Source organism: Spirosoma sp. KUDC1026 (genome assembly GCF_013375035.1).
GTDB lineage: Bacteria > Bacteroidota > Bacteroidia > Cytophagales > Spirosomataceae > Spirosoma.
On the sequence record NZ_CP056032.1, the window covers coordinates 1797242 to 1823827 of the forward strand.

The following is a 26586-nucleotide window of genomic DNA, read 5'->3' on the forward strand; positions in this document are numbered from 1 at the left end:
AATGGACCAATCGTTCAGGAATTTACGGGCTGCATAGCCAGCAGTGTAGCCATGGTTGGCGTTGGATTGCCACCCCGTTTTTCAACCGTAATAGCGAAAGCATCGGACCGGGCAATAGGCCGGTTCAGTTGCTGAACAACCCGACCGGACTGTGCTACGTCGAATACCCCGGCGTCGATGGGTTTACCGTCAACCAGCGACCAAAGCTGGTACTGCTGATCGGGCCCGAGCTGGGGGAGTGCGGACGCGTTGACAACTACCTGGCGGGAGTTTGCATTCCAGAAGACGAGTACTTCGCCTTTGGGGGCCTTGTCGTTACCCTGTAAGACAAGCGTACGGGTTCCCGGCTGACGAAGCAGAGCCATCATCTGATCCTGCTGTTTCTGCCAGTCGCTTAACTGGTGGCTTTCGGCCTTCAGCGTTTCGTTGGCTGTACGCAGGCTGGCCAATGCCTCCTGATTACTCCGTAGCTGAGAAAATAAATAAAACGAAAATACCAGCAAAAGCAGACCTACCGAGGCCGCTACCAGCCAGGTCGTCCTGAAAGTAGGTCCGGATAAGGGCTCACTGGGGTACATCGGGCGTACAATGCTCGGCTCAGATGCCGGAAATTCCAGCTGTTGAAGGAGTTTTTCTTTGACCGACGCCGGTGGTTCGACACTCTGCGCCAGGGCATACTTTTCAAGAGCTTCCGTTAATTCGTCTATTTCCCTACGTATGTCGGGATAAATAGACGAAAGGCACTCGACCTCGCGCCGTTCCTGGTCACTCACTGTGCCAAGTGCGTACGATTCAAGAATACCTGATGTTATGTATTCCGCTACGTTCATGACTTAAATAGTTGCTTCAATTCATGCAACGCAGCCCGGATACGGGTTTTGACGGTTCCCAGCGGAAGATTCAGCTCCTCGGCCGCTTCTTCATGCGTGTATCCCCCAAAGTAAACGAGATCGATAAGTTCTTTCCGATCCGGGCGCAATTGCTTCACAACATCCTGAAGGCCGATGTGGTCTGGATTCGGCTGTTCAGTGTTATGTTGACGATCAACTATATGTACGCTATCCTCGTCGGTTCGGATTTCGTTGGATGGCTGTGTTTTGCGCGAACGCAGCGCATCAATGGCCGTATTGCGCGAAACGTTCAGCATCCAGGTAAACAAACGTCCTTTGGTGGCGTCATATGACTCCAGATTTTTCCAGATTTTGACAAAGATGTCCTGTAAAAGATCCTGGGCCTGGTCTTCATCGCGTACAATGCGAAGTACCACCCCGTACAAGGCCGGCGAGTACTGATCATAGAGCCACTGAAAGGCCTGTTGATCGTGCTGGTTAAGCCTCTCGATCAGGACACTTTCCGAGATTAAAGAAGACTGACGTTTCACGCAGGGATATTAGGTAAAAGAAGTACAGGTGTTCGCCCGAATATAACTGGCTTTTCTATTCTGCAAATAACATGCTTGACCAATAGGTTCGGTGCGTTACAGACAGATTAACGCATTGAAAGTAACGGGTGGATGGATCAGTATGACCGGTTATCTACCCGTTACTTTTTTCTGCAATGTCAGACATGCTTGCGAAAACTACTATTAAAAAATTAAAAGGAAACAGTTCACGCATAATTAAATGTGCGACTGAATCTATTAATTCGGCTGAGTGGTGCTGTTAGGGCGGGTTGTAGCCGGAACGGGCACGCTTCCTGCGCCCGTAGGAGCCGTTGTTACGTTATTGCTGTTGTAGTTTGTGGTATTGCTGTTGTTGATAGCTGTCCCGTCACTAGTTGAGCTTTCCCGATAAAGCTGTTTCTCTTTACTAGCCTGACCGTTGGTCATCTTGCTGCCGGTCTGATTTTTGGCTTTCTTTTTCTTTTTGCCGTCCTGGTCTTTTTCCACGTACTGTGTGTACATCGCATCGTCTTTAACCGTGCCTTGTGGAATAGTTGATGAGGACTGTGTGCCGACGGGCGCTACAGGGGTTGGGGTAGGGGTTTGCGCCAGACTAACGGTGCCCGTTAGAATAAGACCAGTTATGGCTAGGCTGAGTGTGTGTGCGATTTTCATGACGTTGGTACGTAATCAATGTACGTTAATTCGTTTTTTATAAAGAAACTATCCTTTTAGAACCACGTTTTCAACGAAAAGTTTATTCCCGTTTTTAGGTTTCCTGCTGATGACCAGCAGTTTTATCTTGCTTAAATTCCTGTAGATATGCAGACGATTCTCCCCTCACCAACCCAGCCCATCAAGCCGGGCACCAGTACCGGGCAGCAATTCTGGCCAGCCGATACCGCCAGCGGTGGAAAAACTATTGATTCGCAGTCGCCGGTTGATGGCAAATTAATTGCTCGCGTCTACACGTCCGGCCGTAGCGATTATGACCAGGTTGTTACCACCGCTCAGGCGGCCTTTCTAAACTGGCGGCAGGTTCCGGCTCCCCGCCGGGGTGACATTGTGCGGCAAATGGGCGAGCAGTTCCGGCAATACAAACGTGAATTAGGCACGCTGGTGAGCTACGAGATGGGTAAATCGCTGCAGGAAGGGCTGGGTGAGGTGCAGGAAATCATTGATATCTGCGACTTCGCGGTTGGCTTGTCACGACAGCTTTACGGGCTAACCATGTCGTCGGAACGTCCTTCGCACCGAATGATGGAGCAATGGCATCCGCTGGGCGTCGTAGGCATTATCTCCGCCTTCAATTTTCCGGTAGCGGTCTGGTCATGGAATGCCATGCTGGCCTGGGTCTGTGGTGATGTCTGCATCTGGAAACCGTCCGAAAAAACGCCCCTGACGGCGTTGGCCTGCCAGCAGATTATTGGCGACGTACTCCGGGCGAACGATGTTCCCGAAGGGGTATCCTGTCTGGTAACAGGTGATTATAAAGTGGGCGAGTGGCTGGCTAACGATCCTCGCGTGGCACTGGTTTCGGCAACAGGCAGCACCCGTATGGGAAAAGCCGTGGCGCAGGCTGTTGCTGGCCGTCTGGGACGCAGCCTGCTGGAACTAGGCGGCAACAATGCCATTATCCTTACCGAACATGCCGATCTGGAGCTGGCCATTCCGGCCATTGTTTTTGGCGCGGTAGGTACGGCGGGGCAACGGTGCACAACAACGCGACGACTCATTATCGCCGACAGCATTTACGACGACGTTAAACAACGGCTGCAAAAAGCGTACGCACAAATCCGCATCGGTAACCCACTGGATGAATCCTTTCATGTTGGTCCGGTAATCGACCAGCAGGCGGTTCGTCAGTACCAGGCAACGGTTGACGAAATTCGGCAGGCCGGTGGACGCTTTGTCGTTGAACCTGGTGTGCTGAACGGCCCTGGCTTCGAATCGGGATGTTACGTAAAACCCTGCATTGCCGAAGCCCAGAACGAATGGCCGGTGGTCCAGCGCGAGACCTTCGTGCCTATTCTGTATCTGTTGCGGGCGCACTCGCTCGAAGACGCCATTGCCCAGCAGAATGGGGTGCCGCAGGGATTATCATCGGCCATTTTCACCCTGAACATGCGCGAGGCTGAACAGTTTCTGGCGGCTGCCGGGTCCGACTGTGGTATCGCCAACGTGAACATCGGCACGTCGGGCGCCGAGATTGGGGGGGCCTTTGGCGGGGAGAAAGAAACCGGCGGAGGCCGGGAATCGGGTTCGGATGCCTGGAAAGCGTACATGCGCCGACAAACCAACACGATCAACTACGGTACGACGATGCCGCTGGCGCAGGGAATCTCATTTGCGTTATAGACGAGATTATTTTCGGGCAGGATTACAGGATTGACTCGCGAAGCCTGTAATCCTGTCCGAAAACAGCTTAGTCCAGACGCACCCAGATGTTGCCGGAGAGGTCTCCGCCGGGATGAAGGACGGTAAGCCCTTCGCCATTATTAAAGGCATTGACGTTTGATGTCAGTGGTTCGATAGCGATACTATCGCGCTTGGGGGGCGTAAAACAGACCATGTAGTTCAATTTGCCTTCTCCGGTTTCCTGACCCATAACCAGCCGTATGTTATGCTTAGCGGAGATGAGCGACGTTTCGGCGAAAGTACTGCTATCGGGATGCTGCCCCGTGGGTTCAATCATAAACGGTGTATCCAGCACGTTGTCGTATAAATCCAGGCGTTCGGCGGCTACCCGATCGTAATGCCCGGTTGGCAGCATGGTCTTGGCGTCCAGCGAAATCTCGGTCCGGCCGGGTAGTTCCAGCAGATGGTTATCAATGGGTTCTTCGGAGAACATGAAATACGGGTGCCAGCCAAAGGCCGCCGGGCAGCGGGTTGGACCGGTGTTCCGAACGGAGTAGCTGATACGTAACGCCGACATCTTATCCTCTTCGTGAGCGCTTCCGAGCTTCAGCAGATCCGCCTGAACCAGCTCATACGTAATAGTTAACAGGAATGGAAAAGGGTAACCGCTAAACTCACCCTTGTAATCGTACTGCATGGTAAGCCGGGCCGACGTATCGGTCGCTTCCTGCTCGACTACCGTGAATTCTTTGTCATAAACGAAGCCGTGAATGGCGTTGTCGCGACTGGCTTCGTTTAATTTCAGCGTGTAGGATTCGTCTTCAAACATGTAGATCCCATGCCGGATGCGACTAACAAACGGATAGAGCAGCGCACTGGCGTGGGTTTCATCGGCAACCAGGGCCTGGGGTGATTCCGGTGTTTTAAGAAGGGCAAAAAGCTTGTCGCCCTTCCGAAGCACCAACCGTCGAAGCGTAGCGCCAAAGCCGGGCAATACCGTAATGAATTCGCCTGACTCTGTATGTTCGAGGATGTATTCGGTGATTGGCTCTGTTGCCGACGGTAATGGGCCAAAAGGCTGAGTGGTAATCTGGAAAGGCATAATTAGTTAGAGAAGTCGATAGCCTAATAAGCCATTCAACGCGGATATTGTTTGCCCGGCATTGGCCAAAACTAGCAAACTGCAGCGGAAACAAACGGCTAACCAGAAACCGACGATTACATCTCGCCCTCAACGCCAAGCCCGAACAACGCAAAATCGTACCGCACCGGGTCATTGGCATCAAACTGGCGTAACGTCTGCGTTAGTTCGATAGCCGCTTTCCAGTCGGTTTGGGGGCGGGTGAGCAGGCCCAGTTTCCGGGCTACGCGGTTGACGTGCACATCGATCGGCATGACCAGCTGTTCGGGACGTAATCGCGTCCATACCCCGAAATCGACCCCCTGCCCGTCCCGTCGAACCATCCAGCGCAGAAACATCAGCAGCCGTTTGCAGGATGAATTGCGGGCGGGCGTAGCAATATGCTTGCGCGTACGGTCAGGGAAAAACGGATCGCAGCAGAACCGATCATGAAAGCCGATCAGAGCTGACTCAACCGTTTCGGCGGACGCCGACGCTGGATTGCTCAGGAAAGCTTCCTCCAGCGAGTCGTGCTGCTGGTAATATTGGTGAAAGAAATGCAGGAAATACAACGCGTCGGTAGCGTTGAACGTACGGTGTTTGAAGGACAGAAACCGTTTGAGGTCGGTTTCTTCGTGGTTCCGGATGAAGTCGTATGGAGCACCATCCATCAGCGTAACCAGCTCCGCCGATTTCTTGAGAATTACGGGCCGCTGTCCCCAGGCCAGCATTGCCGACCAGAAGCCCATGATTTCGATATCCTGTTTCCGGCTGAACCGGTGCGGAATACTGATGGGGTCGCGTTCAATAAACGACGGGCGATTGTACTGATCCGCTTTAGCGTTCAGTAAGTCGGCGAGGGAAGAAAAATCCATAGGAAATGCCCTGGCAACTGAGCAGGGAAACCCGCTGAGCAGTGTGATTCGGCGGGTATACGAAACTAACGGGAACGGCCCCCGCTCACAACCCAGGCAGCTGCCCGCGAAACGCCGGAGAAAACCGCCAGCAGGCTGGACATGACAAACGTGAAAACGGCGATGAACGGATACGCCAGAATGAACATGATGTTGAACGTTACGTAGCCGGGAGTGGCTTTCATCTGCGCATCACGTTCCTGATGTCGGCGGGCAATACGTTCTTCCTTGTTTTCCATAACTTGAGATTGATTGGCTGGCTTAATCCTTAGCGGACAATGTAACTTACGTCAGCCCGAAAACGCTGGTCGTTAGGCGAAAGTTTCGTAAACGCCTGACTTGACAACTTAATTAGAATCTTGTCGTTCACGCCTGTATCCGGCAGCCGGCCTACCACTTTAACCCAGACGCTTTGGTTGTTGAACGCGTTACGTACCTGCACCAGCGATCCGATAGGGGCCGAGCGGTGCAGCGCCAGGTATTTGCCGGAATTGTCGCTCCCTTCAATTTCTTCGGCAATACCGCTGCTGGAAATCCGCCGACCGCGCGTAGGCATCGGGGCGTCATTACCCGCCCGTGGGGTTTCGACCACAACGTCGTCACTGGGCTTTGGGGTAACGGCGGGGGTTGGCGCTTCCGGCCGGGCTGCTTCAGGAGCTGGCCGGTCGGTCTTGGGCTCCGGCTTTGACTCAGTTTTGGTTTCAGTTTTCGGCTCCGGCTTGGCTTCTGGTTTTGGCTCGGTTTTCGGCTCCGGGCGGCTAGCTTTAGGCGTCCGTTCAGGAGTGGTTCTCGTGCTTCGGGTTGACGAATCCGCTGTTTTTGCGGCTGCTTTATACGGAGTCGACGGCGTACGGGCCTGGTACGCCTTCTCCGACGTAATCAGCGCCTGACCAATCAGGACGTTGTTGGAGGTCAGGTTGTTCCACTTACGCAGATCACTCTGCGACACGTTATACCGCTGAGCGAGGCTGTAGAGGGTCTGGCCCGCTTCAACCACGTGGATGTCCGATTGGGTTGGGTCCGTCGATTTCTTAATTTCTTTATTCGCTTTGGCTTCCGGCGTCTCAACTTTAGCGGCTGGCTCCGCTTTAGCCGTTTCTTTTGCCTTGGACTCGCGCTTCTTCATCTTTTCCTCTTCCCGGATCGCCTTCGTCAGCGCCTTTTCCTGCTTCCGACTGATCGACCCTTCCGGAACGGGCACCCGGATCACCTGATTGTAGCGAAGAGCGTCCGGAACGCCGGGGTTGGCTGCTTTAATCTCGGCAACCGCCCTGCCGTACCGGCGGGCTACGGCATACATGGTCTGGCCTTCCGTGACTTTGTGTAGGATAAAAAGTTTCCCATCTTTTTTCTCGATGCCGATTGAATCAACGGCGACCTTATAACTAGGTAAACCCGGATGGGCTTGCAAGGCAGTCGTGAAAAGGGTGCCGCTTAACAGGAGGGAAGCGGCAAGCATAACGATCTTTTTCATGGGTTAGCCGCTGTAAACGGCGGAAAATGTTTCCGGCTGGCAGTGTTTGAGGATGCCACTGGTAAAATTAATGAAAATGTGGCTAGTTTTTCAGATTAAAGGCACTTAAAAAGGGCAAGATGTCAGCACAGGAAGGTGTTATCCCACCCGTCTCGTTGAGCCTCTCTTTGTCCTCAACCTGACCAAACCGCTGCGACGCCAGTTGGCGGACCGTTATAAAACTGGCCGCCCCTCTGACCAGACGAACGTGTTGCTGATCCTGCCCGGCCGATTGCTTAGTGATAACGGGTGGTCTGCCACCGCGGCCTGAATGTAGTGGTCATGCGTTGCAAGATTGGTGCGCCAGCAGACCAGTAGTACTGCATTAGATCGAACCGGGGAAGCCTACTTAATACCGTCAGGCAGCTTAAACTCTAGTCAGAACTGATTATCCTGTTTCGGCTGCTTATCCCTGTTTTGTCAGAGGTGTAGCACCTTTAGAAAACAGATTCTCCTTACTCTTTCCTACAGAAGAGTCGCCCTTTCCGCCGTCAAAATTTATAAAATCTTCATAACCAAACCCCCTGTTTATTGCCGTGCGGGGTGAGAATATGGCTGCTGCAGAAAAACCGTGGCAAATCATCTGCGAGTCGTCCGAAGCCCGAAAACCTGTCATTTTTGGCCATTTTTCGCTGGTTTGGGTCGTGGTGAGCAAAATGTGCACCTATTTGGGCGAAATATGCACATCGCTCTGGTAGCTATACTATAGACTTGCACAGACATTGTCCACCGGAAAAATACTTACTTCCGACTGACGATTCGTTGGTCAATGTCTGCGGTTTTTTTCGCTTTCTGTTCTACCCAACCCATTCATAACTGTTTTCCTGTTTGCGTCAACCGGTCTGTCTCCGCCCGCTGTGGGGCAGTTGTAGGGTAGGACCATGCCTTATCCCCGACAACGTCACCCGTTACTGATTTCCGTTTGTAACCAATTAACTAATTTCATTATGACCCATTCTTTACCTTCTTTTTCCTGGTTCGGCCGGCAGGCGTTCAGTCTGCTCCTGCTGCTGTTGAGCACTGGGCTGCTAGCTCAGGCCCAGAGCATTCGCTATGTTAAACCCGCGGGCACGGGTAATGGCAGTAGCTGGGCCAACGCCAGTGGGGACCTGCAGGCGATGATTAATGCCAGTAGCAGCGGTCAGCAGGTCTGGGTAGCTCAGGGCATTTACAAGCCCGGCCCGGCGGGCAACACCGACCGTAAGGTAAGCTTCGCTATGAAGGATGGGGTGGCCATCTACGGCGGCTTCGCGGGTAGTGAAGCTGACCTGAGCCAGCGCCCTACCATTAACCCGGTCAGCGGCAATCCATCCAGTACTACCCTGAGTGGCGACATCGGCATCGCAGGGAACAGGAACGACAACAGTTACCATGTCATCTTCAACCCGCAGGGCCTGACTACTAGCGCGGTGCTGGACGGCTTTCTCGTCACCAGCGGTAACGCTAACGGTAGCAATAATGAAGAAAAGGGCGGGGGCATGTACAATGATGGTGGAGTTGAATATGTGTGCAGCCCCACGGTGCAGAACTGCTCGTTTCAGAATAACTCGGCTGGCTCCGGCGGGGCCATCTGCAACAAGGTGTGTAGTCCGGTACTGACCAACTGCTCGTTTCAGAATAACTCGGCTGGCGGCTCCGGCGGGGCTATCTACAACCTTGGGGAAGGTAATGGCACTAGTAATCCGGTGCTGACCAACTGCTCCTTTCGGAGCAATTCGGCGAACTACGGCGGGGCCATCAACAATAGTGGGTTTCGTAGCACCAGTAATCCGGTGCTGACCAACTGCTCGTTTCAGAATAACCGGGCTGCAACATCCGGCGGGGCCATCTACAACAATGGGCAAGTTAATGGCACTAGTAATTCGGTGCTGACCAACTGCTCGTTTCAGAGCAATTCGGCTCAATTTGGCGGGGCCATGATCAACGATGGAGGTAATGGTGGCACTAGTAAGCCGGTGCTGACCAACTGCTCGTTTCAGAATAACTCGGCTGGCTCCGGCGGGGCCATGATCAACAGTGGGGGTAATGGTGGCACTAGTAATCCGGTACTGACCAACTGTGTATTCTTCGGCAACGGGAATGGAAATTCAATTTATAATATCGATGGGGCCAGCGTGTCAGCGACGTACTCCTTGTTCGAGACGGGCGTAACGGGCTACGCCGATGGAGGCAACAACCGGACCACCGGCACTTCACCCTTTGTCAGTACCACTGATGCCCGGCTCAATGCCTGCGCACCCGCCATCAACGCGGGCAATAACGCAGCCAACACCACCACCACCGACCTGGCCGGTAACCCGCGTCGCTACAACCAAAGCCAAATCGATATGGGCGCCTATGAGTATCAGGGAGATCCCATTAGTATCATCCAGCAGCCCCCCAGCGGCTCGGCCGTCTGCGCCGGGGCCACCGTCACTACTTCGGTAAGCACCACCGGCACGGTGAGCACCTACCAATGGTACAACGATGGGGCACTGCTCAGTGGCCAGGCTTCGGCCACCCTCACGCTGGCCAACGTGCAGCCCACCCAGAGCGGTTCGTATTTGGCCGTCGTTACCGATGGGTGTAGGAGCCTGACCAGCACCGCTTTTAGCCTGACGGTCAATACTCCGCCCGCTACGCCAACGCTGCTCACCCAAACCGGCCAGAGCTACCCCGGCGGTCAGTCCAGCGTCACCGTTGACGTCAATTCGGGCAACGTCAACCTGGTGGTGAGTGGCTGCTCCGGTACTATCAACTGGACGGGCCCCAATAATACCTCGGGCACCAGCAGCCCCATCGTGGTCTCGACCGAGCGGGTAGGGCAGTTTGTCTACTCCGCTACCTGCACCAGTGCCCAGGGCTGCACCAGTCCGGCCACCTCGGCCACCGTCACCGTACAGGGCCGGCTGACGGTGCTGCACCGCGACGTGGACAACTACGCCGACAACAACGCCATCCAGCCCCTGCTGGTGCTGCAGAACCAGGGCAGCAGCGCCCTGCCCCTCGCCCGGCTCACCCTGCGTTACTATCTGACGGTCGAAAACGGCGGCACGCTGGGTAACCTCAACGTCAACTACGCCCAGGTGGGGGGCCAGAACGTGCGGCTGCGCTACGTGCCGCTGAGCCCGGTCCAGCCGGGGGCCAGCGGCTACGTGGAGGTGAGCTTCACGGCCGGGGCGGGCAATCTGGCGGCCGGGGCCAACACGGGGCCGATCCAGGCCTACTTCGCCAAGAGTGACTATGGTGCCCTGTTTGAGCCCGATGACTACTCCTACAACCCGGTGCGGGACCAGCTAACGGCGACCCAGCGCATCACGGCCTACTATGACGGGGTGCTCATCGCGGGCATCGAGCCGGGTTCAGGGGCTCAGGTGCGATCGGTGCGGGCGCTGACCGAGAGCCGCAACGGAGCGGACGCCACCCAGATCAACACGGTGCTGGAGGTGCGCAACGAGGGTACGGTGGCCCTCAACTACAGCGAGCTGAAAGCGCGTTATTACTTCACCTCGGACGGCAGCGAGCGGCTGCAGGTGGAGGTTGACGAAGGCAACGTGAGCGCGCGGCTGGTGAGACTGCCTGCGCCCGTTAGTGGGGCTGATTATTATCTGGAGATCCGCTACAATCAGGGCGGTCAGCTGGCACCGGGGGCCTCAACGGGTGTCGTTCGTTACCGGATCAGCAAGCCCGACGGGGGGCGTTTCAACCAGGCCAACGACTACTCCTACCAGGAGCAGCCCCAGGAGCGCAGCCAGAACAGCCGGGTGGTGGTGCTGGCGGGCAGTCAAGTCGTATGGGGCACCCCGCCAGCGGGGGCACCGGCTCGGCTAGCGTTTGGGGAAGCTGGCAGTGGGCTATCGGTGAAGGTACTGGGTAATCCCATCCAGAACGATCAGGTAGGTTTTGAGGTATCAGGAGCAGAAGGCCAACCCCTACAACTGCAACTTTTGACGCCCCAGGGGCGGGTGGTGAGCCAGCAGCTGGTACCGAGCGCGGAGGCTACACAGCGGCATGAGTTGTCGGTGGCGGGTCAGGCGGGGGGCTTGTTTCTGTTGCAGGTGAGCACGCCCAACCAAAGCCAAACGGTGAAGGTGCTCAAAGCCTACTAAGTCGATCTTCCCCCAACCGATACCCGTTGCAACGCCCCGTCTGGTGTACTCCGGCGGGGCGTTTTGCTGTGTTTCCTTTCGCGTACGCGCGTTGTCCGATACGATCAAGTCACTACTGACCGACCTAGATACGCTGGCCAATCAGGCTGGTTTTCTGCTACAGCTCAGCTACTTCCGGGCAACCAGCCGGTTTTTCTCGCCAACTACTTTTGTGAGAAAAGAATGGGAGCCTGCTACATAAGGAATGGGTAGCGAAGGATGCTGAAAACGTACCAACCAATGCGCCCGATAAAATCTGAACGCAGCCCCGGTACTAAGCAACATTGACTGTAACGGGGCTGGAAACGAATTCGCTACGCCAGTTCCCGGAAGCTGCTGGGAGAGATTCCTTTTTCTTCCGAAAAGACCCGGCTAAAATACCGGGGCGTCTCGAAGCCAACCGCATAGGCAACTTCGGCTATGCTCATTGATGAGTTTTTCAGCAGTGCTTCGGCTTTTTGCAGGCGAAGCACGCGCAGGTACGGGATGATCGACATCCCCGTCAGGGCCATTGTCTTGCGGTACAACGAGTTGCGGCTCATACCCATCAACTGACAGATCTGTTCGGTATCCAGGTCAACATTGTCCAGATGAAGTTCAAGGGTACTGCGTAGTTTGCTGATAAACTGATCTTCAAGCGCATCGGCTTCCGCAGGCTGGGCTGGCCCCGGTTGTATAGTACCCAGCGCTCGCTGACTGTAGTAGCGCTGTAGTCGTCGTTGGGTCTGTAGCAGATTACTCAACACGAGGAGTAACTCTTCCCGCTGGAACGGCTTGACCAGGTACGCGTTGCCCCCCCGCCGTAAGCCCGTAAGCCGGTCGTCGACAGCGGCCCTGGCCGTGAGGAGCACGATAGGAATGTGGCTGGTACGTTCGTCGCTCTTCAGGGTGGCGCAGAGTTCGAAGCCGTTTTTGAGCGGCATCATCACATCGCTGATGATCAGGTCGGGTATTTTCTCCAGCGCCAGTTCAATACCGGCCTGCCCATTGGGTGCCCAGAGGACGTTGTAATCAGCCTGAATGCAGGAAACGACGTACCGGGCCACGTCGTCATTGTCTTCCACCAGCAGCAGCACCGGCTTATTTGCACCGGCTGCCGCTGTAATCTCGATTTTGTCTAGTGTGAGCGGATAGGGATCGACCGGCTCTGCATCAGGTGTCAGCGCAATCGCGCTTTGCCGGGTCTGGCGCAACCGGACAACAAATTCCGTTTCCTCGCCCGGCTGACTTCGCCCGGCCAGGCCGCCCTTCATGAGCTGCAGTAATTCTCGTACCAGCGAAAGCCCGATCCCTGTTCCGCCCGTTCCGGAAACCGGCAGCGTCGCGTTCACTGATGTAGACTGCTGGTAGAACCGATCGAAAATACGCGGGAGATCGCGCGCACTGATGCCGGGGCCGGTATTGCGGACATGCACCGAAATCCAGGAACCGTCATCGGACTGCGCTGGTACGACGGCTTCGTAGTAACCGACTGGCAGGGGTGGGTAGATCGGGTGGGTTATCAGCTGGCAGGATATGTACCCACCGGCGGGGGTAAATTTGAGGGCGTTGGTTAGCAGGTTGGACAGAATATCGCCCAGCTTATCCTTATCAAAATCGGTATCAATGACGGGCTGGTCGGTCTGAAATTGCAACTGAATGCCTTTGTCCGCGGCCATGGTCTGGAACGACTCGGCAACGTACCGGATAAAACCGACCAGATCGGCCCGAACGGGTTGCAGCGACATGGCTCCGGCTTCCAGCTTGGTCAGGTCCAGAATCTGATTGACAAGCCGCAGCAGATTCCGTCCACTACGCTCAATCAGACCAGCCGACTGCTGCAACTGAGGATCGGCCTGCTGCTGAAGCCGGTCGGCCATACCCAGAATGATCGTCAGGGGGGTGCGGAACTCGTGGGAGATGTTAGCGAAGAAGTGGGATTTGGCTTCATCGAGCTGTTTCAGATCCTGCGCCTGTTGGGCAATAGTCCGGGTGGCCTGGTCGATCTGGGTTTGCAGCCGGATTTGTGCCCGCTGGTATTGCCGGTCCCGCCACCGCCCCCATAGCCACGCACCACCCAGCAGCAGAACGATCAGCAACAGGAGAAACCAGCTGCGCAGGTAAAACGGCCGGAGTACGTGTACCTCAATCGACAGCGGAGCCGCCGACATCCGGCCGTCAGCGGCCTGTCCTTTAATCCGCAACTGATAATCACCATAGGGCAGGTTGCCCAGCCGCAGGTACGATTCGGTCTGGTAGTGCCAGCCATCATCTATGCCCATGAACTGGTAGGCGTACGTATTTTTTCGGGCATCAGCGTAGTTAAGCAGCGCGAAGTAAAGAATACTGCTTCGGTCGTTGGGCTGCAGCGTAATCTGATTCGTGTTAAGCAGTTCCGCGGTCTTGTCGACCGGTGTGTTGCGACTGGCATCGAACTGACGAAAGGAAACCACGCGCAGGGGTAGGGCGGGCAGCGGAGGCTCGGCGTCGAAATCACGCGGGTTGAAGGCGGTTATCCCGTTCAGACCGCCGAAATAAAGCCGTCCCTGCGCGTCCTGATAGTGGGCGATGCGGTTAAACTCGTTGTCAGTGATACCATCCTGTTCCGTATAAGTCCGGGTAGTGAGCCGGGCCGGATCAAACTGCATGATACCATTGTCGCTGCTGAGCCAGAGGTGGCCCCGGTGGTCGGCATACACTGCGTAAATGTTATCGTTGTTCAGCCCGTCGGCCCGTCTGAACTGCCGATAGCGGCCCTGGGCGCGGTCCCAGCGAATCAGCCCGGCATTGGCCGTCGCCAGCCAGAATAGCCCATGCGGATCCTGGTAAAAATGCTGATAGCTGTCGGCGGGTAGCCTGAAGCCACCCCGGCCACCCCGCCAGTAGCGGGCCGTAACGCCCTTTTTGGGGTCGACGGTGTACAGCCCCGTTGTGGTGCAGAGCCAGATCGTACCTTGCCGATCGGTGCCAATGTGCAGGACGTGGGCCTGGGCTAACTCGGGAAACTGGTTATAGCCCCGGAAGTTAGTAATCTGGCTGGTGACCGGGTCAACCAGCCACAAACCGGGATCGCCACCGGCCAGCAGCCGGCGTGAATTGGTCGAAAAAGGATGAATGTTCCAGATGGTTCCCGGGCCGGGTATGGGTGTAACCCTGGTTCTGTTGGTTTTATAATCGTAGGTTACCAGTGTATATTCTTCGCACAGATACAATTTACTCCCCACCTTACCACTCAGACTTTTGAATGAGCGCTGATTTGCAAGCACCTGGCGGGCTGATGCCCCCGAGAGATTGCTGGCGAACAGACCCATATCATTCTCCAGATTGGTATAGAGTGTATCGCCTACGGCGGTAATGCCCCGAACGGCGGGTTGTTTCCCGACGCCGGCCAGGTAGAACAAACGCTGAAAATAGTTCTGACTAATTCGGGTCTGGTAGAGGCCAAAGCTGGTACCCAGCCAGAAACTTCCAGTTTTGTCGCGAAAAAAGCTCCGGTTGTCGACTGAGCTATTGGTCAGTTGATCGCTGATGTCGACAGCCGGTTGATTGGCTGCATCACGCAACTGGTAGCCGTTCCAGATTTGTCCGCTCCGGTCAAAGGCATAGACGATTCGCTTTTGCAGTTTCGCCGAACTGATCAGCTCAATGGGTTGTTCCTGCCGCCGACCTGACTGGTCAATTTTAAACAGGTGGCCCGAATAAGGGCGCTTCGGGTCTGTTGACGTCGTGTAAACGAATTCCGTATCAGCATGGCGTTGACCCGGACAGATATAGATATTGCCTGTGTGATCGCAGGTACGTAGCACTCGACCATCCAGGGTGAGTTCCACCAGTTGCTTTCCGTTCGCAATAACCCAAACGGTATTGCGGGGGGTGAAGGCCACTAGTACTAGTGTCGTATACTGGGGTAGCGGTACTGTCTTCAGGCCCGATCGGGGATGGTAGGTGTTTAGTCGGGCTGGCTGATAATCGACGAAGGCGACTGTTCCATCCTGATTATTCAGCAGCGTCTGCTGCGGAAGTGCCGCGGGGCTGTTGGGGCGGGACTGTTTGAAGCGCTTCTCAAAAGAAGTAGACACGCCCGTTACCGGATCGAAGAGGGTGATGGCAGCTTTCCCATCGGGACCCATGAGCCACAGCAACCCGTCGGCATCCTGAGCAATGGAACGAATGTCGTCAAAGTCGAGCCCGTTTTTTTCCCGGGTGTAAGTTGTGAACGTTCCTCCGTCGAAGCGGTTGAGACCAAACTTGGTGCCGAACCACATGAAGTCCCGGCGGTCCTGAAAAATAGCGTTCACTTCGCGGTGCGCCAGGCCATCTTCGGGACCATACCGCCGGACGTTGGCCGCAAAGTGCTGGGCTGCGGCCAACGAGCAGAAACCAAGCAGGAAGGCTAGAGTCAAGCTGACCGCTTTCAAATTATGTTATTTTACTACCTGATTCCAGGTATGGGGTGACAAATGTAAGTAGATATATTCATCGGATACGCAGGGTCGTCAGACATTAACTAAGAGCTCTTACGACGCACTCAGCGTGGTTGCTCAAGTAACCACGCTGAGTAATTCTACCGGTGGCTCACCTTAATTGTTCGTCAAAAACTAAACCAAACTGATTATTTCTTTCCTATCCGGGCCTGATGAGCAAAATGTGCACCTATTTGGGCGAAATGTGCACATCCATCTGACGACCTTCCGCTAGACTTGCTCAAGTATTGGAAAGTGAAGAAACCACTCTTCGATTCTCTAGCAAAGAATAGCCCTAATCAGACAATCAGGCCTCGCTACGGCTGGGGTGCAGGAGGCAGTTCCTGCTGATAGGCCGATTAGCGTCGACAATAATGAAAAAACACAGCCCTGCCGACGAGCAACTCGTCCATGCTTTCCTGACTACCCCCTCACCGCAAAGCTTTGATACGCTTTACCGGCGCTATCTTGAAAAGGTGTACCGAACCTGTCTGTCCTTTACCAACGATACCCAGACCGCCCAGGATTACGCCCAGGATATTTTTCTGAAAGTGTTCCGCAAGCTGGACACCTTCGAACACCAATCCAGTTTTTCAACGTGGCTCTACGCTATTGCCCACAACCACTGCCTGGGACAGCATCGGCGCCATAGCCGGTTACCCACCGAACCCTTAGCGCCAGCCCACGTTCAGACGATCGTCGGCAATTATTCTTTCATGGAGGATGCGGATGAGGATCGGCTCCGGCTGCTGGAACTACAACTGGCCCAACTGTCCCCAATGGATAGAGACTTGTTGCGACTCAAGTACGAGCAGGGGGTATCGATTGCCGACCTTAGCCAGCGCTATCAGCTCTCGGAAAGCGCCGTCAAGATGCGCTTAAAGAGGTCCCGGGATCGGTTGCGGGACCTTTGTATAAGGGCGGGGGATGAGTAGCCGAGTCGGCTACCCCTATTCCAGTTCACACAGAATTATTCCTGTGTAACCAAGCCCTGTGTTTGCTATCGCATCGGGTGCGAACCGGACCGTTAAAGCCCCAGCAAATTGTCTGCGATCCGCCCAAAGCCCGGGAACAACCCATTCTTGAGCGTTTTGTCTGCTTTTTGGCCACTGGTGAGTGAAATGTGCACCTATTTGGGTGAAAAGTGCACATCGGTCTGACGGCTTTGGGCTAATCTTGCCCTACGTATTTGCAGCCGAAAACGCTCATTCTGTATGCGCCGATGAGTAGCCGAAACCCGGTGTTTACGGCCTGCCAATTATCCGGTTTTGTGGGCTTCTAATCCGTTATGAACACGTTCCTTTTCTTGTTCTCTAGCCGTAAAAAAATTCAGCCTGAACGTTGCGGCTGGATGGCAACTACAGGAACAAGGCAGTCCCCAAATCAGTGGTTATTCGCTCCGCTTGCCCGGGCTACGTACCGGGTTTCTGTCTAATCAAACATCGTACAACAAATCATATCTATGACGCTTTCTTTACCCTATTTTACCCGCTCTCTGGTGCGCGTCTTCTGGCTACTGGTGCTACTGTCAGGCGCTAGTCTCTTAACTCAAGCCCAGGCCCAAACCATTCGTTACGTTAAGCCAACGGCTACCGGTACCGGTAGTGGCAACAGCTGGATCAACGCCAGCGGCAACTTGCAGGCCATGATCAACGCCAGCAGCAGTGGTCAGCAGGTCTGGGTAGCGGCCGGTACGTATAAACCCGGTGGTAACGACAACGCCGACCGGACCATCAGCTTTGCCATGAAGAACGGGGTGAGCATGTATGGGGGCTTTGTCGGTAATGAAACGGCGCTGAGTGCCCGTCCAGCCATTAACCCCACTACCCCCTCGACCACCATTCTTTCCGGTGATATTGGCGAAGTAGGCTATCCGGATGACAATAGCTTTCACGTCATTTTGAATCGTCTTGGGGTAACCAACATCACGGTCCTGGATGGCTTCGTCGTTACGGGTGGTAATGCCAACGAACCAGGACCACCCCAGGAGCCACGGAATATTGGTGGGGGGATGTGTAATGTTGGTCAGTCATCGTTCGCGAACCCAAGTTCTGGCCCGCCTAGCAGCCCACAAATCAGCAACTGTTTGTTTACGGCTAATTCGGCTGCTTCTGGTGGGGCAATCTATAACGGTGCGGGTAGCTCGGGCGTCAGCAGCCCCGCACTAACCAACTGTGTCTTTCAGGCGAATACCGCTTCCAACGGTGGGGCAATCTATAACGTTGGCGGGTCTGGTTCCGCCATCCAGCCCAAACTAACGGCCTGTCTTTTTCAGGCCAATTCAGCTACCACCTCCGGCGGGGCTATCTACAACTATGGCTTTTTTGGACGTACAAGTAACCCCGAATTGACGAACTGCTCGTTTCAGGACAACCGTGCTGCCGCCGGCGGGGCAATCTATAACGATGGGAAAAGCGATGGGGGGAACAGCAGCCCGACGCTGACCAACTGTTCGTTTAAATCCAATCGTGCAGATAGCAGAGGAGCCATTGACAACGATGGGTATTTTGATGCTAACAATAGCGGAGGAGCCATTGTCAACGATGGGGATTTTGATGGTAACAGCAGCCCACTCATTCGTAACTGTTCGTTTCAGTCTAATTCGGCGGTTAGCGGTGGTGGGGCCATTTTCAACCTAACGGGTCGTGTTCGCGGGGATAATCTGAGTAATCCTAAGCTGACGAACTGTTTGTTTCAATCCAATACCGCTTCCTCCGGCGGGGCTATCTACAACTTTACCAGATACGAGGGTGAAATCAACCTGGTGCTGACCAACTGTACCTTTCGAGCTAATACAGCAACTAACGCTGGGGGAGTGCTATATGGCTATGGGTATGGCAATGGTGCTGTATCTACATCCACCCTGACCAACTGTATACTGGTTGGCAATGGAGGGAACCGTACGTTTTACAATGAGTTTACGACGATCTCAGCCACGTATAATTTGTTTGATGCCTCCGTGACTGGCTATTCGGGTAGTATGGGTAATCGTACCGCAACCGTCTCGCCCTTCGCCAGCGCCAGCGATCCGGCTCTCTTCGCCTGTAGCCCGGCCGTCAACGCGGGGTTAAACTCAGCTACTGGTTTAGTGGGTGTTACGACTGATTTGGCGGGTAATCCCCGCATCTTCGGGGACCTGGTTGATATGGGTGCTTATGAGTATCAGTCCGCTGGGGGACTCACCATCACCGCCCCCAGCGTGAGCACGGCGACGCTAGGTGTAGCCTTTAGTCAGTCGTTTGTGGCTTCGGGCGGTAGTAGTCCCTACAGCTACAGTCTGGCCAGCGGCAGCTTACCCACGGGACTAGGTCTGGCCGCTGACGGAACGCTGAGTGGAACGCCAACTCAGCTGGGCAGTTTTTCGATTACCGTCAAGGCTACTAATGTCGCTGGTTGTTCAGGGGTGAGTGTGCCCTACGTCCTGCGTGTAGTGTCCGCTACGCCCATCCGCTACGTTCGGGCGGGGGCCTCGGGGTCAGGCAACAGCTGGGCCGATGCCAGTGGCGATCTGCAACGTCAGATTAATTTCACCGGTGCGGAGCAGGTCTGGGTGGCCAATGGTACGTATAAACCAGGCTCGGCGGGCAGCACCGACCGTAGCATCAGCTTCTCGATGAAAAACGGGGTGCCCATCTACGGGGGCTTTGCGGGCAACGAAACCGCCCTGAGCCAACGGGTGCTGACTAACCCCCTGGCCACAATCCTCAGTGGCGACATTGGCACCCCCGGCAACTCCGCTGACAACAGTTACCACGTCGTCAGCAATCCCCCCGGCCTGACCAACTCGGCGGTGCTGGATGGTTTTGTCATTACTAGTGGCAACGCTAACGGCAGCAGCGCCCCCAACGACGGGGGCGGGGGCATGCTCAACAACGGCAATGGGGCGGGCAACACCTGCAGCCCCCTGATTCGTAACTGTTTGTTTCAAAACAATAATGCTGCTAATCAGGGCGGGGCCCTCCACAACGCCGGGTACACCAGCGGCACCAGCAGCCCCAGCCTGATCAACTGCGCCTTCCAGAATAATAATGCCACCAATCAGGGTGGGGCCATCTACAACGATGGCAGCGTGGGGGGCACCAGCAATACCCGGCTGACCAACTGTTCGTTTCAGGCCAACTCGGCTTCCTCCGGCGGGGCGATGAGCAGCGTGGGCTATCAGGGAACCAGCGGTCCGGTGCTGACCAACTGTGTGGTGTGGGGTAATGGCGGGGCCAGTACGTTCACCAACGGGCCGGGCGCATTCATCACCACCAGCTACAGCTTGTTCGAGACGTCGGTGACGGGCTACAACCCCGGTACGGGCAATCTGACCACCACCGTCTCGCCCTTCCTGAGCGCTACCGATACGCGGCTTAATGGCTGTACCCCAGCCCTCAACAGCGGGGATAACGCAGCCTACTCTGCGGCCAATGGACCCGCTACCGATCTGGCCGGCAACGCCCGTGTTTTCCCCAACGGGGGCCGTATCGATATGGGCGCCTACGAGCTCCAGACGACCGCGGGGCTTTCCGTGTCCGTCCCCGGCGTGAACAAAGCGATATTGAGCCTGGCCTTTAGTCAACCCTTTACTGTTACGGGGGGTACCAGCCCCTACAGCTACAGTCTGGCCAGCGGGAGTCTGCCCACAGGTCTGAGTCTGGCCAGCACGGGTGTCGTCTCGGGTACGCCTACTCAAGTGGGCAGCTTCACGATTACCGTCAAGGCGACCGATGCCACGGGCTGTTCGGGGGTGAGTGCGCCCTACGTGCTGACGGTGGACCCCGGTTCGCCGATCCGCTACGTTCGGGCGGGGGCCTCGGGGTCAGGCAACAGCTGGGCCGATGCCAGTGGTAACCTACAAAGTCAAATCAACTTCGCCGGTGCCCAGCAGGTCTGGGTGGCTGCCGGAACGTACAAACCCACCACCGGTACCGACCGAACCATCAGCTTCTCGATGAAGAACGGGGTGGCTGTCTACGGCGGCTTCGCAGGTACGGAAACCAGCCTGAGTCAGCGCCCCGCGATCAACCCCGTTGGTGGCAATCCATCCAGTACAACCCTGAGTGGCAACATCGGCAATGCGGGCAGCAGCACCGATAACACGTATCATGTGTTCAGCCACCCCAGGGAGGTCGCTCTAAACAGCACAGCGGTGCTGGATGGATTTGTCATCCGCGATGGCTACGATAATGACCAGACTCCATCCGGATTCTATGGCGGGGGGATGTATAATGACAATAGCAGTCCGACCATAGCCAACTGTAGCTTTCTGGACAATACATCTTTTTTAGGGGGCGGGATGTACAATAACGGGACCAGCAATCCAGGGCTGACTAACTGTAGTTTCCGGAGTAATACGGCCATCAATACCGGTGGGGGGATGGAAAATAACGGGACTAGCAATCCAATGCTGACTAACTGTAGCTTTGTGGGAAACAGGGCTCGGTTTGGCGGGGGGATGGGCAACGATTACAGCAGCAGTCCCACGCTGACCAACTGTAGCTTTGTGAGCAATACGGCCTCTGATACAGGCGGGGGGATGTTCAATGGCAATAGCAACCCCGTGCTGATCAACTGTAGCTTTCTGAGTAATTCGTCAGTCAATAGTGGTGGTGGGATATATAATCAGGATAGTAACCCGACGCTGACCAACTGTGTGCTGTTTGGCAACGGCGGAGCCAAGACGTTCTCTAGTAGAACGGGATTTAGCGTTACCTATAGTCTGTTGGAGCCTGCGGTGACGGGCTACACCAGCAGTCCCACCAACCTGATTACCACCGTTTCGCCGTTTGTAAGCGCCACCGATGCTAGTCTCAATGGCTGTAGCCCGGCCATCAACTCGGGTTTGAACTCGGCTAATACCACATCCATCGATCTGGCTGGCAACCCGCGCATCTATCAGAACAGTCGTATCGACATGGGTGCCTACGAGTACCAGGCGGCTCCCACTTCTATCACCACCACCGCCCCCGGCGTGAGCACGGCGACGGTGGGCGTGGCCTTCAGCCAGACCTTCACCGCATCGGGCGGCAGTGGCCCCTACAGCTACAGTGTAGCCAGCGGGAGTCTGCCAACGGGGCTGAATCTGGTTAGCACAGGTACGCTGAGCGGCACGCCTACCCAAAGCGGTAGTTTTACAATCACGGTGCTGGGTCGGGATGCCACGGGCTGTTCGGGGGTAAGTGCGCCCTATGTACTGACCGTAACGGATGCGGCCAGCACCAGCCCGACGCTGAGCGGCCTGAACGCTAGTCCAGCAGCGGTTTGCGTAGGTACTGTGGCAACTTTCACCGCCACGGTAGGCAACCTCAGTGGTAGTTACAGCTACACGCTGACCAACGGGAGTAATCGGCTAACCGGCACGTCCACTTCCAGCACCTTCAGCCAATCGGTTACGGCTGCGGGCACGGGGTCACAAACCTTTACCCTTACCATAAGTGCCAATGGTCAATCCGCTTCCAGCGCCACCGCGCTAACCGTGAACTCATTACCGGTGGCGGGGCTGACTAACGACGGACCTCTGTCCTGCACCAAGACCAGCGTCACCCTGACAGCCACGGGTGCGGGGACGTACCAGTTCAGTGCGGGCGCGACGTCCGTCAATGGTGGTCCAACCGCCAGTGTGACCACGGCGGGGATATATTCAGTAACAGTAACCAACAGCAACGGCTGCACCAGTGTCGCCAGCACCACGGTGGTGGGTGATGCGAGCGTACCAGTGGCGGGTTTGACCAACGACGGCCCGCTCTCCTGCGCCAAAACTAGCGTGCTGCTGACAGCTTCGGGCGGGGAGACGTATCAGTTCAGCCCGGGCGCGACGCCCATCGCCGGTGGACCTACGGCCAGTGTCACCACGGCCGGTGTGTACAGTGTGACGGTAGTGGGCACCAACGGCTGCACCAGCGTCGCCAGCACGACAGTAGTAGGTGATGCGAGCGGGCTTACCGCCCGCCTGATCGCTCCTGATTCGTTCTGCTCCGGCAAAGTCCTGGAACTGGGGGTCGCCCTAATGGGGACCGCACCCTTCTCCTATACCTGGACCAGCACCAACGGCAGCGGTGATTCGTTCTTCTGCGCCGACTCCCCCAGCTATCCCGGCAACTGCGCTACCCCCAACGTCAACTTTAGTACGACCACCCGCTACAATGTCGTCGTAACCGATGCCAACGGCTGTACGGCGACGGCGGCTAAAACGGTAAACGTGGTCACCACGCCAACGGCCCCCGTCTTACTGGGTAGCCCGGCCCTGACCAGCCTGCCGGGGGGTATACCGTTTCGATTGCCACCGGTAGCCCGGTGTCCCTGTCGGCCCTGGTGGAGGGCAATACGACGGGGACTTACGCCTGGAGTTTGAACGGCGCATCGCTCCCCGTTACCACGTTTGCCTATACCGTGCCAGCTACCACTCTGGCTGCGCCGGGCCGCTATGTGGTCGCCGTTCGAAAGGTGAGTGATCTCCCGACTGTCGACTGCGAGTCAGCCCCGGCCTCGCTGACGATTACTGTATCCCCAACCCCCCTGATTGCGGTAACGCCCACCTCGCTGAGCTTCGTCAACTCGACCCAGCTGCCGGGCAGTAACCCACAGGTCTACACGGTGTCGGCCAGCAACCTAACGGGGAATCAGCTCCTGATTACTGCCCCCGCCCCGTACCTGATCAGCGTTCGGTCGGGTAGTTTCGGCCCGACGCAAGCGCTGCCGGTAACCGACGGCGCCGTGGCGCCCACCTCCGTGACGGTGGCGCTGGTATCCTCCCAGTCAGGTACGTTCACCGGAGCAATTACCCACGTGGCCGGGTCGGCCTCGGCGACGGTAGGCTTGAGCGGCACCACGCTTAGTCCCAGTCTGAGCGTCAGGCCAGCCTCGTTGAGTGGTTTCGCCACCACCGCCGGTACGCCCTCGGCGGTGCAAACCTATACCATCACGGCACTCAGTCAGACCGGAGGCCTGGTGACCGCACCCGCCGGGGTCGAGATTCGTACGGGGACGGACGCATTCAGTTCTTCGGTGACGATTCCGGCCAGTTTATCGGCCCTCACGATTCCGGTGGACGTTCGATTGAGTGGTGCAGCCGTAGGGCCAGTTACGGGCGTGATCGCGCACCAGCTCAACACCAGTTCGAACCAGTCGGTAGCCAACGTAACCATCAGTGGCACGGTCTCGGCAACAGCGCCGGCCGCGGTGCTGCGGGTGCTGCACCGGGACGTGGACAACTACGCTGACAACAACGCCGTGCAGCCCCTGCTGCAACTGGTCAACGAAGGCAGCGCCCCGCTGCCCCTGTCGGCCATCACCCTGCGTTATTACCTGACCGTGGAGGGCACGGCCCCCCTGAGCAACCTGTCGATCTTCTTTGCCCAGGTGGGTGAGCGCAACGTGCGGCTGCGCTACGTGCCGCTGAACCCGGCCCGGTCCGGGGCCAGTGGGTACGTGGAGTACAGCTTCAGCCCCGACGCGGGGAGTCTGGCCGCGGGGGCCAACTCGGGTAACATTCAGAGCTACTTTGCCAAGGCGGACTACTCTGCTCAGAACGAGCTGGACGACTACTCCTACGCTATGGTGCGCGACCAGTTGGTGGCCAATCCCCGCATCACGGCTTACTACAACGGCACCCTGGTCTGGGGAACCGAGCCGAGTGGTGAGGCTGGCTGTCCCACCATTGGCCTGTCGGCCAGTAACAACGGCACGCTGAGTTGTGGTCAGCCGAGCTTGATTCTGACGGCGAGTGGCGGACAAAGCTACGTCTTCAGCAGCGGTACCACTCCGGTGAGTGCCAACCAGGTCTCGGTGAGCAGCGCCGGGCTCTACTCGGTGACGGCGACCTCGGCCAATGGCTGTGTGGATGTGGCCAGCGTGCGCGTCACGGCGTCGACGACCCTGCCCACCCCTGACTTCGCCACCCGGGGCAATGGGGCCGTCGCCGACGGGCTAACCAGCGTCACCGTGGTTCAGAACAGCGCCCCGGTTCGCTTCAGCGCCCCCAACTGCAGCGGCACGCTGAGCTGGAGCGGCAACGGGCTCAGCGGCACCGGCGTCCTGGATGTCTCGACGGCCAGCCCGGGCGTGTTTGTCTACCAGGCCACCTGTCGCGTAGGCAGCTGCGTGAGCAGTCCGGCCAGCGTGACCCTGACGGTCGTCGGTGCGCCGACCAATCAACCGCCGGTGGCGGTGGCCAACCCCAACCAGGTGGTCACGGTTGGCGTACCGTTCTCCTATACGGTCAACGCCTTCACCGACGAGGAGCCGGCCCGCTTGGTTTACAATGCCAGCCTGGAGCCGGCTAACGGGCTTCGTTTCGACCCGGCGACGCGGGTGATCTCGGGCACACCCAGCGCGTCGGGGGTGGTGGGGGTGACCATCACAGCCAGGGATGCGGGCAATTTGAGCGCCACTACGAGCTTCAGCATCACGGTCTCGTCCCCCTCGGTGGGAACCGCGGTACTGCGGGTGCTGCACCGGGACGTGGACAACTACGCTGACAACAACGCCGTGCAGCCCCTGCTGCAACTGGTCAACGAAGGCAGCGCCCCGCTGCCCCTGTCGGCCATCACCCTGCGCTACTACCTGACCGTGGAGGGCACGGCCCCCCTGAGCAACCTGTCGATCTTCTTTGCCCAGGTGGGTGAGCGCAACGTGCGGCTGCGCTACGTGGCCATCGATCCGGCCCGGTCCGGGGCCAGTGGGTACGTGGAGTACAGCTTCAGCCCCGACGCGGGGAGTCTGGCCGCGGGGGCCAACTCGGGTAACATTCAGAGCTACTTTGCTAAGGCGGACTACTCTGCTCAGAACGAGCTGGACGACTACTCCTACGCTATGGTGCGCGACCAGTTGGTGGCCAATCCCCGCATCACGGCTTACTACAACGGCACCCTGGTCTGGGGAACCGAACCAGCCTCGGGAGGCCGGCAGGCGGCTGAGCTGACGAGCCAACTGGCTGTGAAGGTGCTGGGCAACCCGATCCATAACGATGCTGTGTCCTTCGAGGTGACGGGGGCGGAAGGTCAGCCCTTACACCTTCAATTGTTAACACCTCAGGGACGGATTGTTAGTCGGCAGCAGGTGCCAAGCGCTGCAGCAGTGGAGTATCATCAGCTATCAGCAAATGGCGAGGCCGCTGGTGTTTTCCTGTTGCAGGTGAGTACGCCGACTCAGAGTAAGACGGTCAAAGTGATTAAGGGGGAGTAGAACACGCCCTGATTCCTGAGCATTGATAAGAACGCAGCTTTCCCCACAGAGAGCTGCGTTCTTATTATCTGACCGTGGCTGGGTAATAATTGATCTTGTTCAGGTATTGAGCCGGGTTAAAAGCACTTTAAAAGAGTAAGAAGTAAGCGCAGGAATATGTCATCCCCTCCGGCTCGTCAAGACTCTCTTTATCCTCAATCCCGAAGGACACCTTCTAACGCTATTGGGCAGCTGATGTAGCACTTTGCCACAAATACTGAACTGGGTCGTTGGGGGTTTGAGTTGGTTGCTGCCCTGTTTAGAGCAGTAGTAGAGACAACTGGCGAAGGCGTTTTAACAAATAATCGCAAGACGTGGCTGAGCGAACTACAAGAAGGAATGCCACTTGGTAACCTCAAAAAGGTTCGCAGAAACCCTTCCTTCTGAGAGCGGAGGAGGGCCATCTTCTTCTACTCGCTGGCACCACAAATGAGGACCAACAGGAGGATAACAGTATGTTCGGTAAAAGACGCTTCTTCTGGCGATTGATGCGAGAGATCGATACATCAGCGAAGAAAATAGATC

At 56.6% G+C, this 26586-nt stretch carries 14 protein-coding genes; 6 read left to right on the forward strand and 8 right to left on the reverse strand.

What is annotated here, in order from left to right; translation table 11 throughout:
• Window positions 1–14 precede the first annotated feature (14 nt).
• The 3 genes from HU175_RS07705 to HU175_RS07715 form a co-directional block, all read right to left on the reverse strand.
• On the reverse strand, window positions 15–830 hold the full coding sequence (locus tag HU175_RS07705) for an anti-sigma factor domain-containing protein (protein WP_176566037.1): 816 nt from the start codon (window positions 828–830) through the stop codon (window positions 15–17).
• Window positions 827–1381, reverse strand: a complete 555-nt coding sequence (locus HU175_RS07710) for an RNA polymerase sigma factor (protein WP_176566038.1) — start codon at window positions 1379–1381, stop codon at window positions 827–829. Before HU175_RS07710 ends, HU175_RS07705 begins: the two co-directional genes overlap by 4 nt.
• A gap of 258 nt (window positions 1382–1639) precedes the next feature.
• On the reverse strand, window positions 1640–2056 hold the full coding sequence (locus HU175_RS07715; protein ID WP_176566039.1) for a hypothetical protein: 417 nt from the start codon (window positions 2054–2056) through the stop codon (window positions 1640–1642).
• Window positions 2057–2203: 147 nt separating this feature from the next.
• On the opposite strand from HU175_RS07715, the gene HU175_RS07720 reads away from it, so the two are divergent.
• Complete coding sequence (locus HU175_RS07720) at window positions 2204–3739, forward strand: aldehyde dehydrogenase family protein (protein ID WP_176566040.1); 1536 nt, start codon at window positions 2204–2206, stop codon at window positions 3737–3739.
• A gap of 67 nt (window positions 3740–3806) precedes the next feature.
• On the opposite strand, the gene HU175_RS07725 is transcribed toward HU175_RS07720, so the two are convergent.
• From HU175_RS07725 to HU175_RS07740, 4 genes are all read right to left on the reverse strand, one after another.
• Entirely contained in the window at window positions 3807–4841 is a 1035-nt protein-coding gene (locus HU175_RS07725) for an aldose 1-epimerase (RefSeq protein ID WP_176566041.1), read from the reverse strand.
• Window positions 4842–4957: 116 nt separating this feature from the next.
• Window positions 4958–5734 (reverse strand): TIGR02757 family protein, encoded by a 777-nt coding sequence (locus HU175_RS07730; RefSeq protein WP_176566042.1) that lies wholly within the window; start codon window positions 5732–5734, stop codon window positions 4958–4960.
• A gap of 65 nt (window positions 5735–5799) precedes the next feature.
• Window positions 5800–6012: a hypothetical protein gene (locus HU175_RS07735; protein WP_176566043.1), complete on the reverse strand. Its 213-nt coding sequence runs from the start codon at window positions 6010–6012 to the stop codon at window positions 5800–5802.
• Window positions 6013–6041: 29 nt separating this feature from the next.
• Complete coding sequence (locus HU175_RS07740) at window positions 6042–7247, reverse strand: LysM peptidoglycan-binding domain-containing protein (protein ID WP_218037017.1); 1206 nt, start codon at window positions 7245–7247, stop codon at window positions 6042–6044.
• A 986-nt stretch (window positions 7248–8233) separates the two neighbouring features.
• On the opposite strand from HU175_RS07740, the gene HU175_RS07745 reads away from it, so the two are divergent.
• Window positions 8234–11374: a cellulose binding domain-containing protein gene (locus HU175_RS07745; protein WP_176566044.1), complete on the forward strand. Its 3141-nt coding sequence runs from the start codon at window positions 8234–8236 to the stop codon at window positions 11372–11374.
• Window positions 11375–11465: 91 nt separating this feature from the next.
• Complete coding sequence (locus HU175_RS07750) at window positions 11466–11615, forward strand: hypothetical protein (RefSeq protein WP_176566045.1); 150 nt, start codon at window positions 11466–11468, stop codon at window positions 11613–11615.
• Window positions 11616–11727: 112 nt separating this feature from the next.
• Here HU175_RS07750 and HU175_RS07755 read toward each other — a convergent pair whose 3' ends face one another.
• On the reverse strand, window positions 11728–15795 hold the full coding sequence (locus HU175_RS07755; RefSeq protein ID WP_228724359.1) for a two-component regulator propeller domain-containing protein: 4068 nt from the start codon (window positions 15793–15795) through the stop codon (window positions 11728–11730).
• Between the two features lie 434 nt (window positions 15796–16229).
• On the opposite strand from HU175_RS07755, the gene HU175_RS07760 reads away from it, so the two are divergent.
• The 3 genes from HU175_RS07760 to HU175_RS07770 all read left to right on the forward strand — a co-directional run bounded on the left by HU175_RS07760 (window position 16230) and on the right by HU175_RS07770 (window position 26022).
• Window positions 16230–16790 carry an RNA polymerase sigma factor gene (locus tag HU175_RS07760; RefSeq protein WP_176566047.1) on the forward strand — a complete coding sequence of 187 codons (561 nt, stop codon included), beginning with the start codon at window positions 16230–16232 and terminating at the stop codon, window positions 16788–16790.
• A 527-nt stretch (window positions 16791–17317) separates the two neighbouring features.
• Window positions 17318–23191, forward strand: a complete 5874-nt coding sequence (locus HU175_RS07765; RefSeq protein WP_176566048.1) for a beta strand repeat-containing protein — start codon at window positions 17318–17320, stop codon at window positions 23189–23191.
• Window positions 23134–26022, forward strand: coding sequence for a cellulose binding domain-containing protein (locus HU175_RS07770; RefSeq protein ID WP_176566049.1), 2889 nt, complete (start codon window positions 23134–23136; stop codon window positions 26020–26022). The genes HU175_RS07765 and HU175_RS07770 overlap by 58 nt, the downstream gene beginning before the upstream one ends.
• The last annotated feature ends 564 nt before the right edge of the window (window positions 26023–26586 follow it).

Bases quoted from the DNA above. Each gene is read 5' to 3' on its own strand.
- HU175_RS07765 (WP_176566048.1), top strand. From the start codon at position 17,318: ATGACGCTTTCTTTACCCTATTTTACCCGCTCTCTGGTGCGCGTCTTC.
- HU175_RS07745 (WP_176566044.1), top strand. From the start codon at position 8,234: ATGACCCATTCTTTACCTTCTTTTTCCTGGTTCGGCCGGCAGGCGTTC.
- HU175_RS07720 (WP_176566040.1), top strand. From the start codon at position 2,204: ATGCAGACGATTCTCCCCTCACCAACCCAGCCCATCAAGCCGGGCACC.
- HU175_RS07760 (WP_176566047.1), top strand. From the start codon at position 16,230: ATGAAAAAACACAGCCCTGCCGACGAGCAACTCGTCCATGCTTTCCTG.
- HU175_RS07715 (WP_176566039.1), bottom strand. From the start codon at position 2,056: ATGAAAATCGCACACACACTCAGCCTAGCCATAACTGGTCTTATTCTA.
- HU175_RS07705 (WP_176566037.1), bottom strand. From the start codon at position 830: ATGAACGTAGCGGAATACATAACATCAGGTATTCTTGAATCGTACGCA.
- HU175_RS07735 (WP_176566043.1), bottom strand. From the start codon at position 6,012: ATGGAAAACAAGGAAGAACGTATTGCCCGCCGACATCAGGAACGTGAT.
- HU175_RS07725 (WP_176566041.1), bottom strand. From the start codon at position 4,841: ATGCCTTTCCAGATTACCACTCAGCCTTTTGGCCCATTACCGTCGGCA.
- HU175_RS07740 (WP_218037017.1), bottom strand. From the start codon at position 7,247: ATGAAAAAGATCGTTATGCTTGCCGCTTCCCTCCTGTTAAGCGGCACC.
- HU175_RS07730 (WP_176566042.1), bottom strand. From the start codon at position 5,734: ATGGATTTTTCTTCCCTCGCCGACTTACTGAACGCTAAAGCGGATCAG.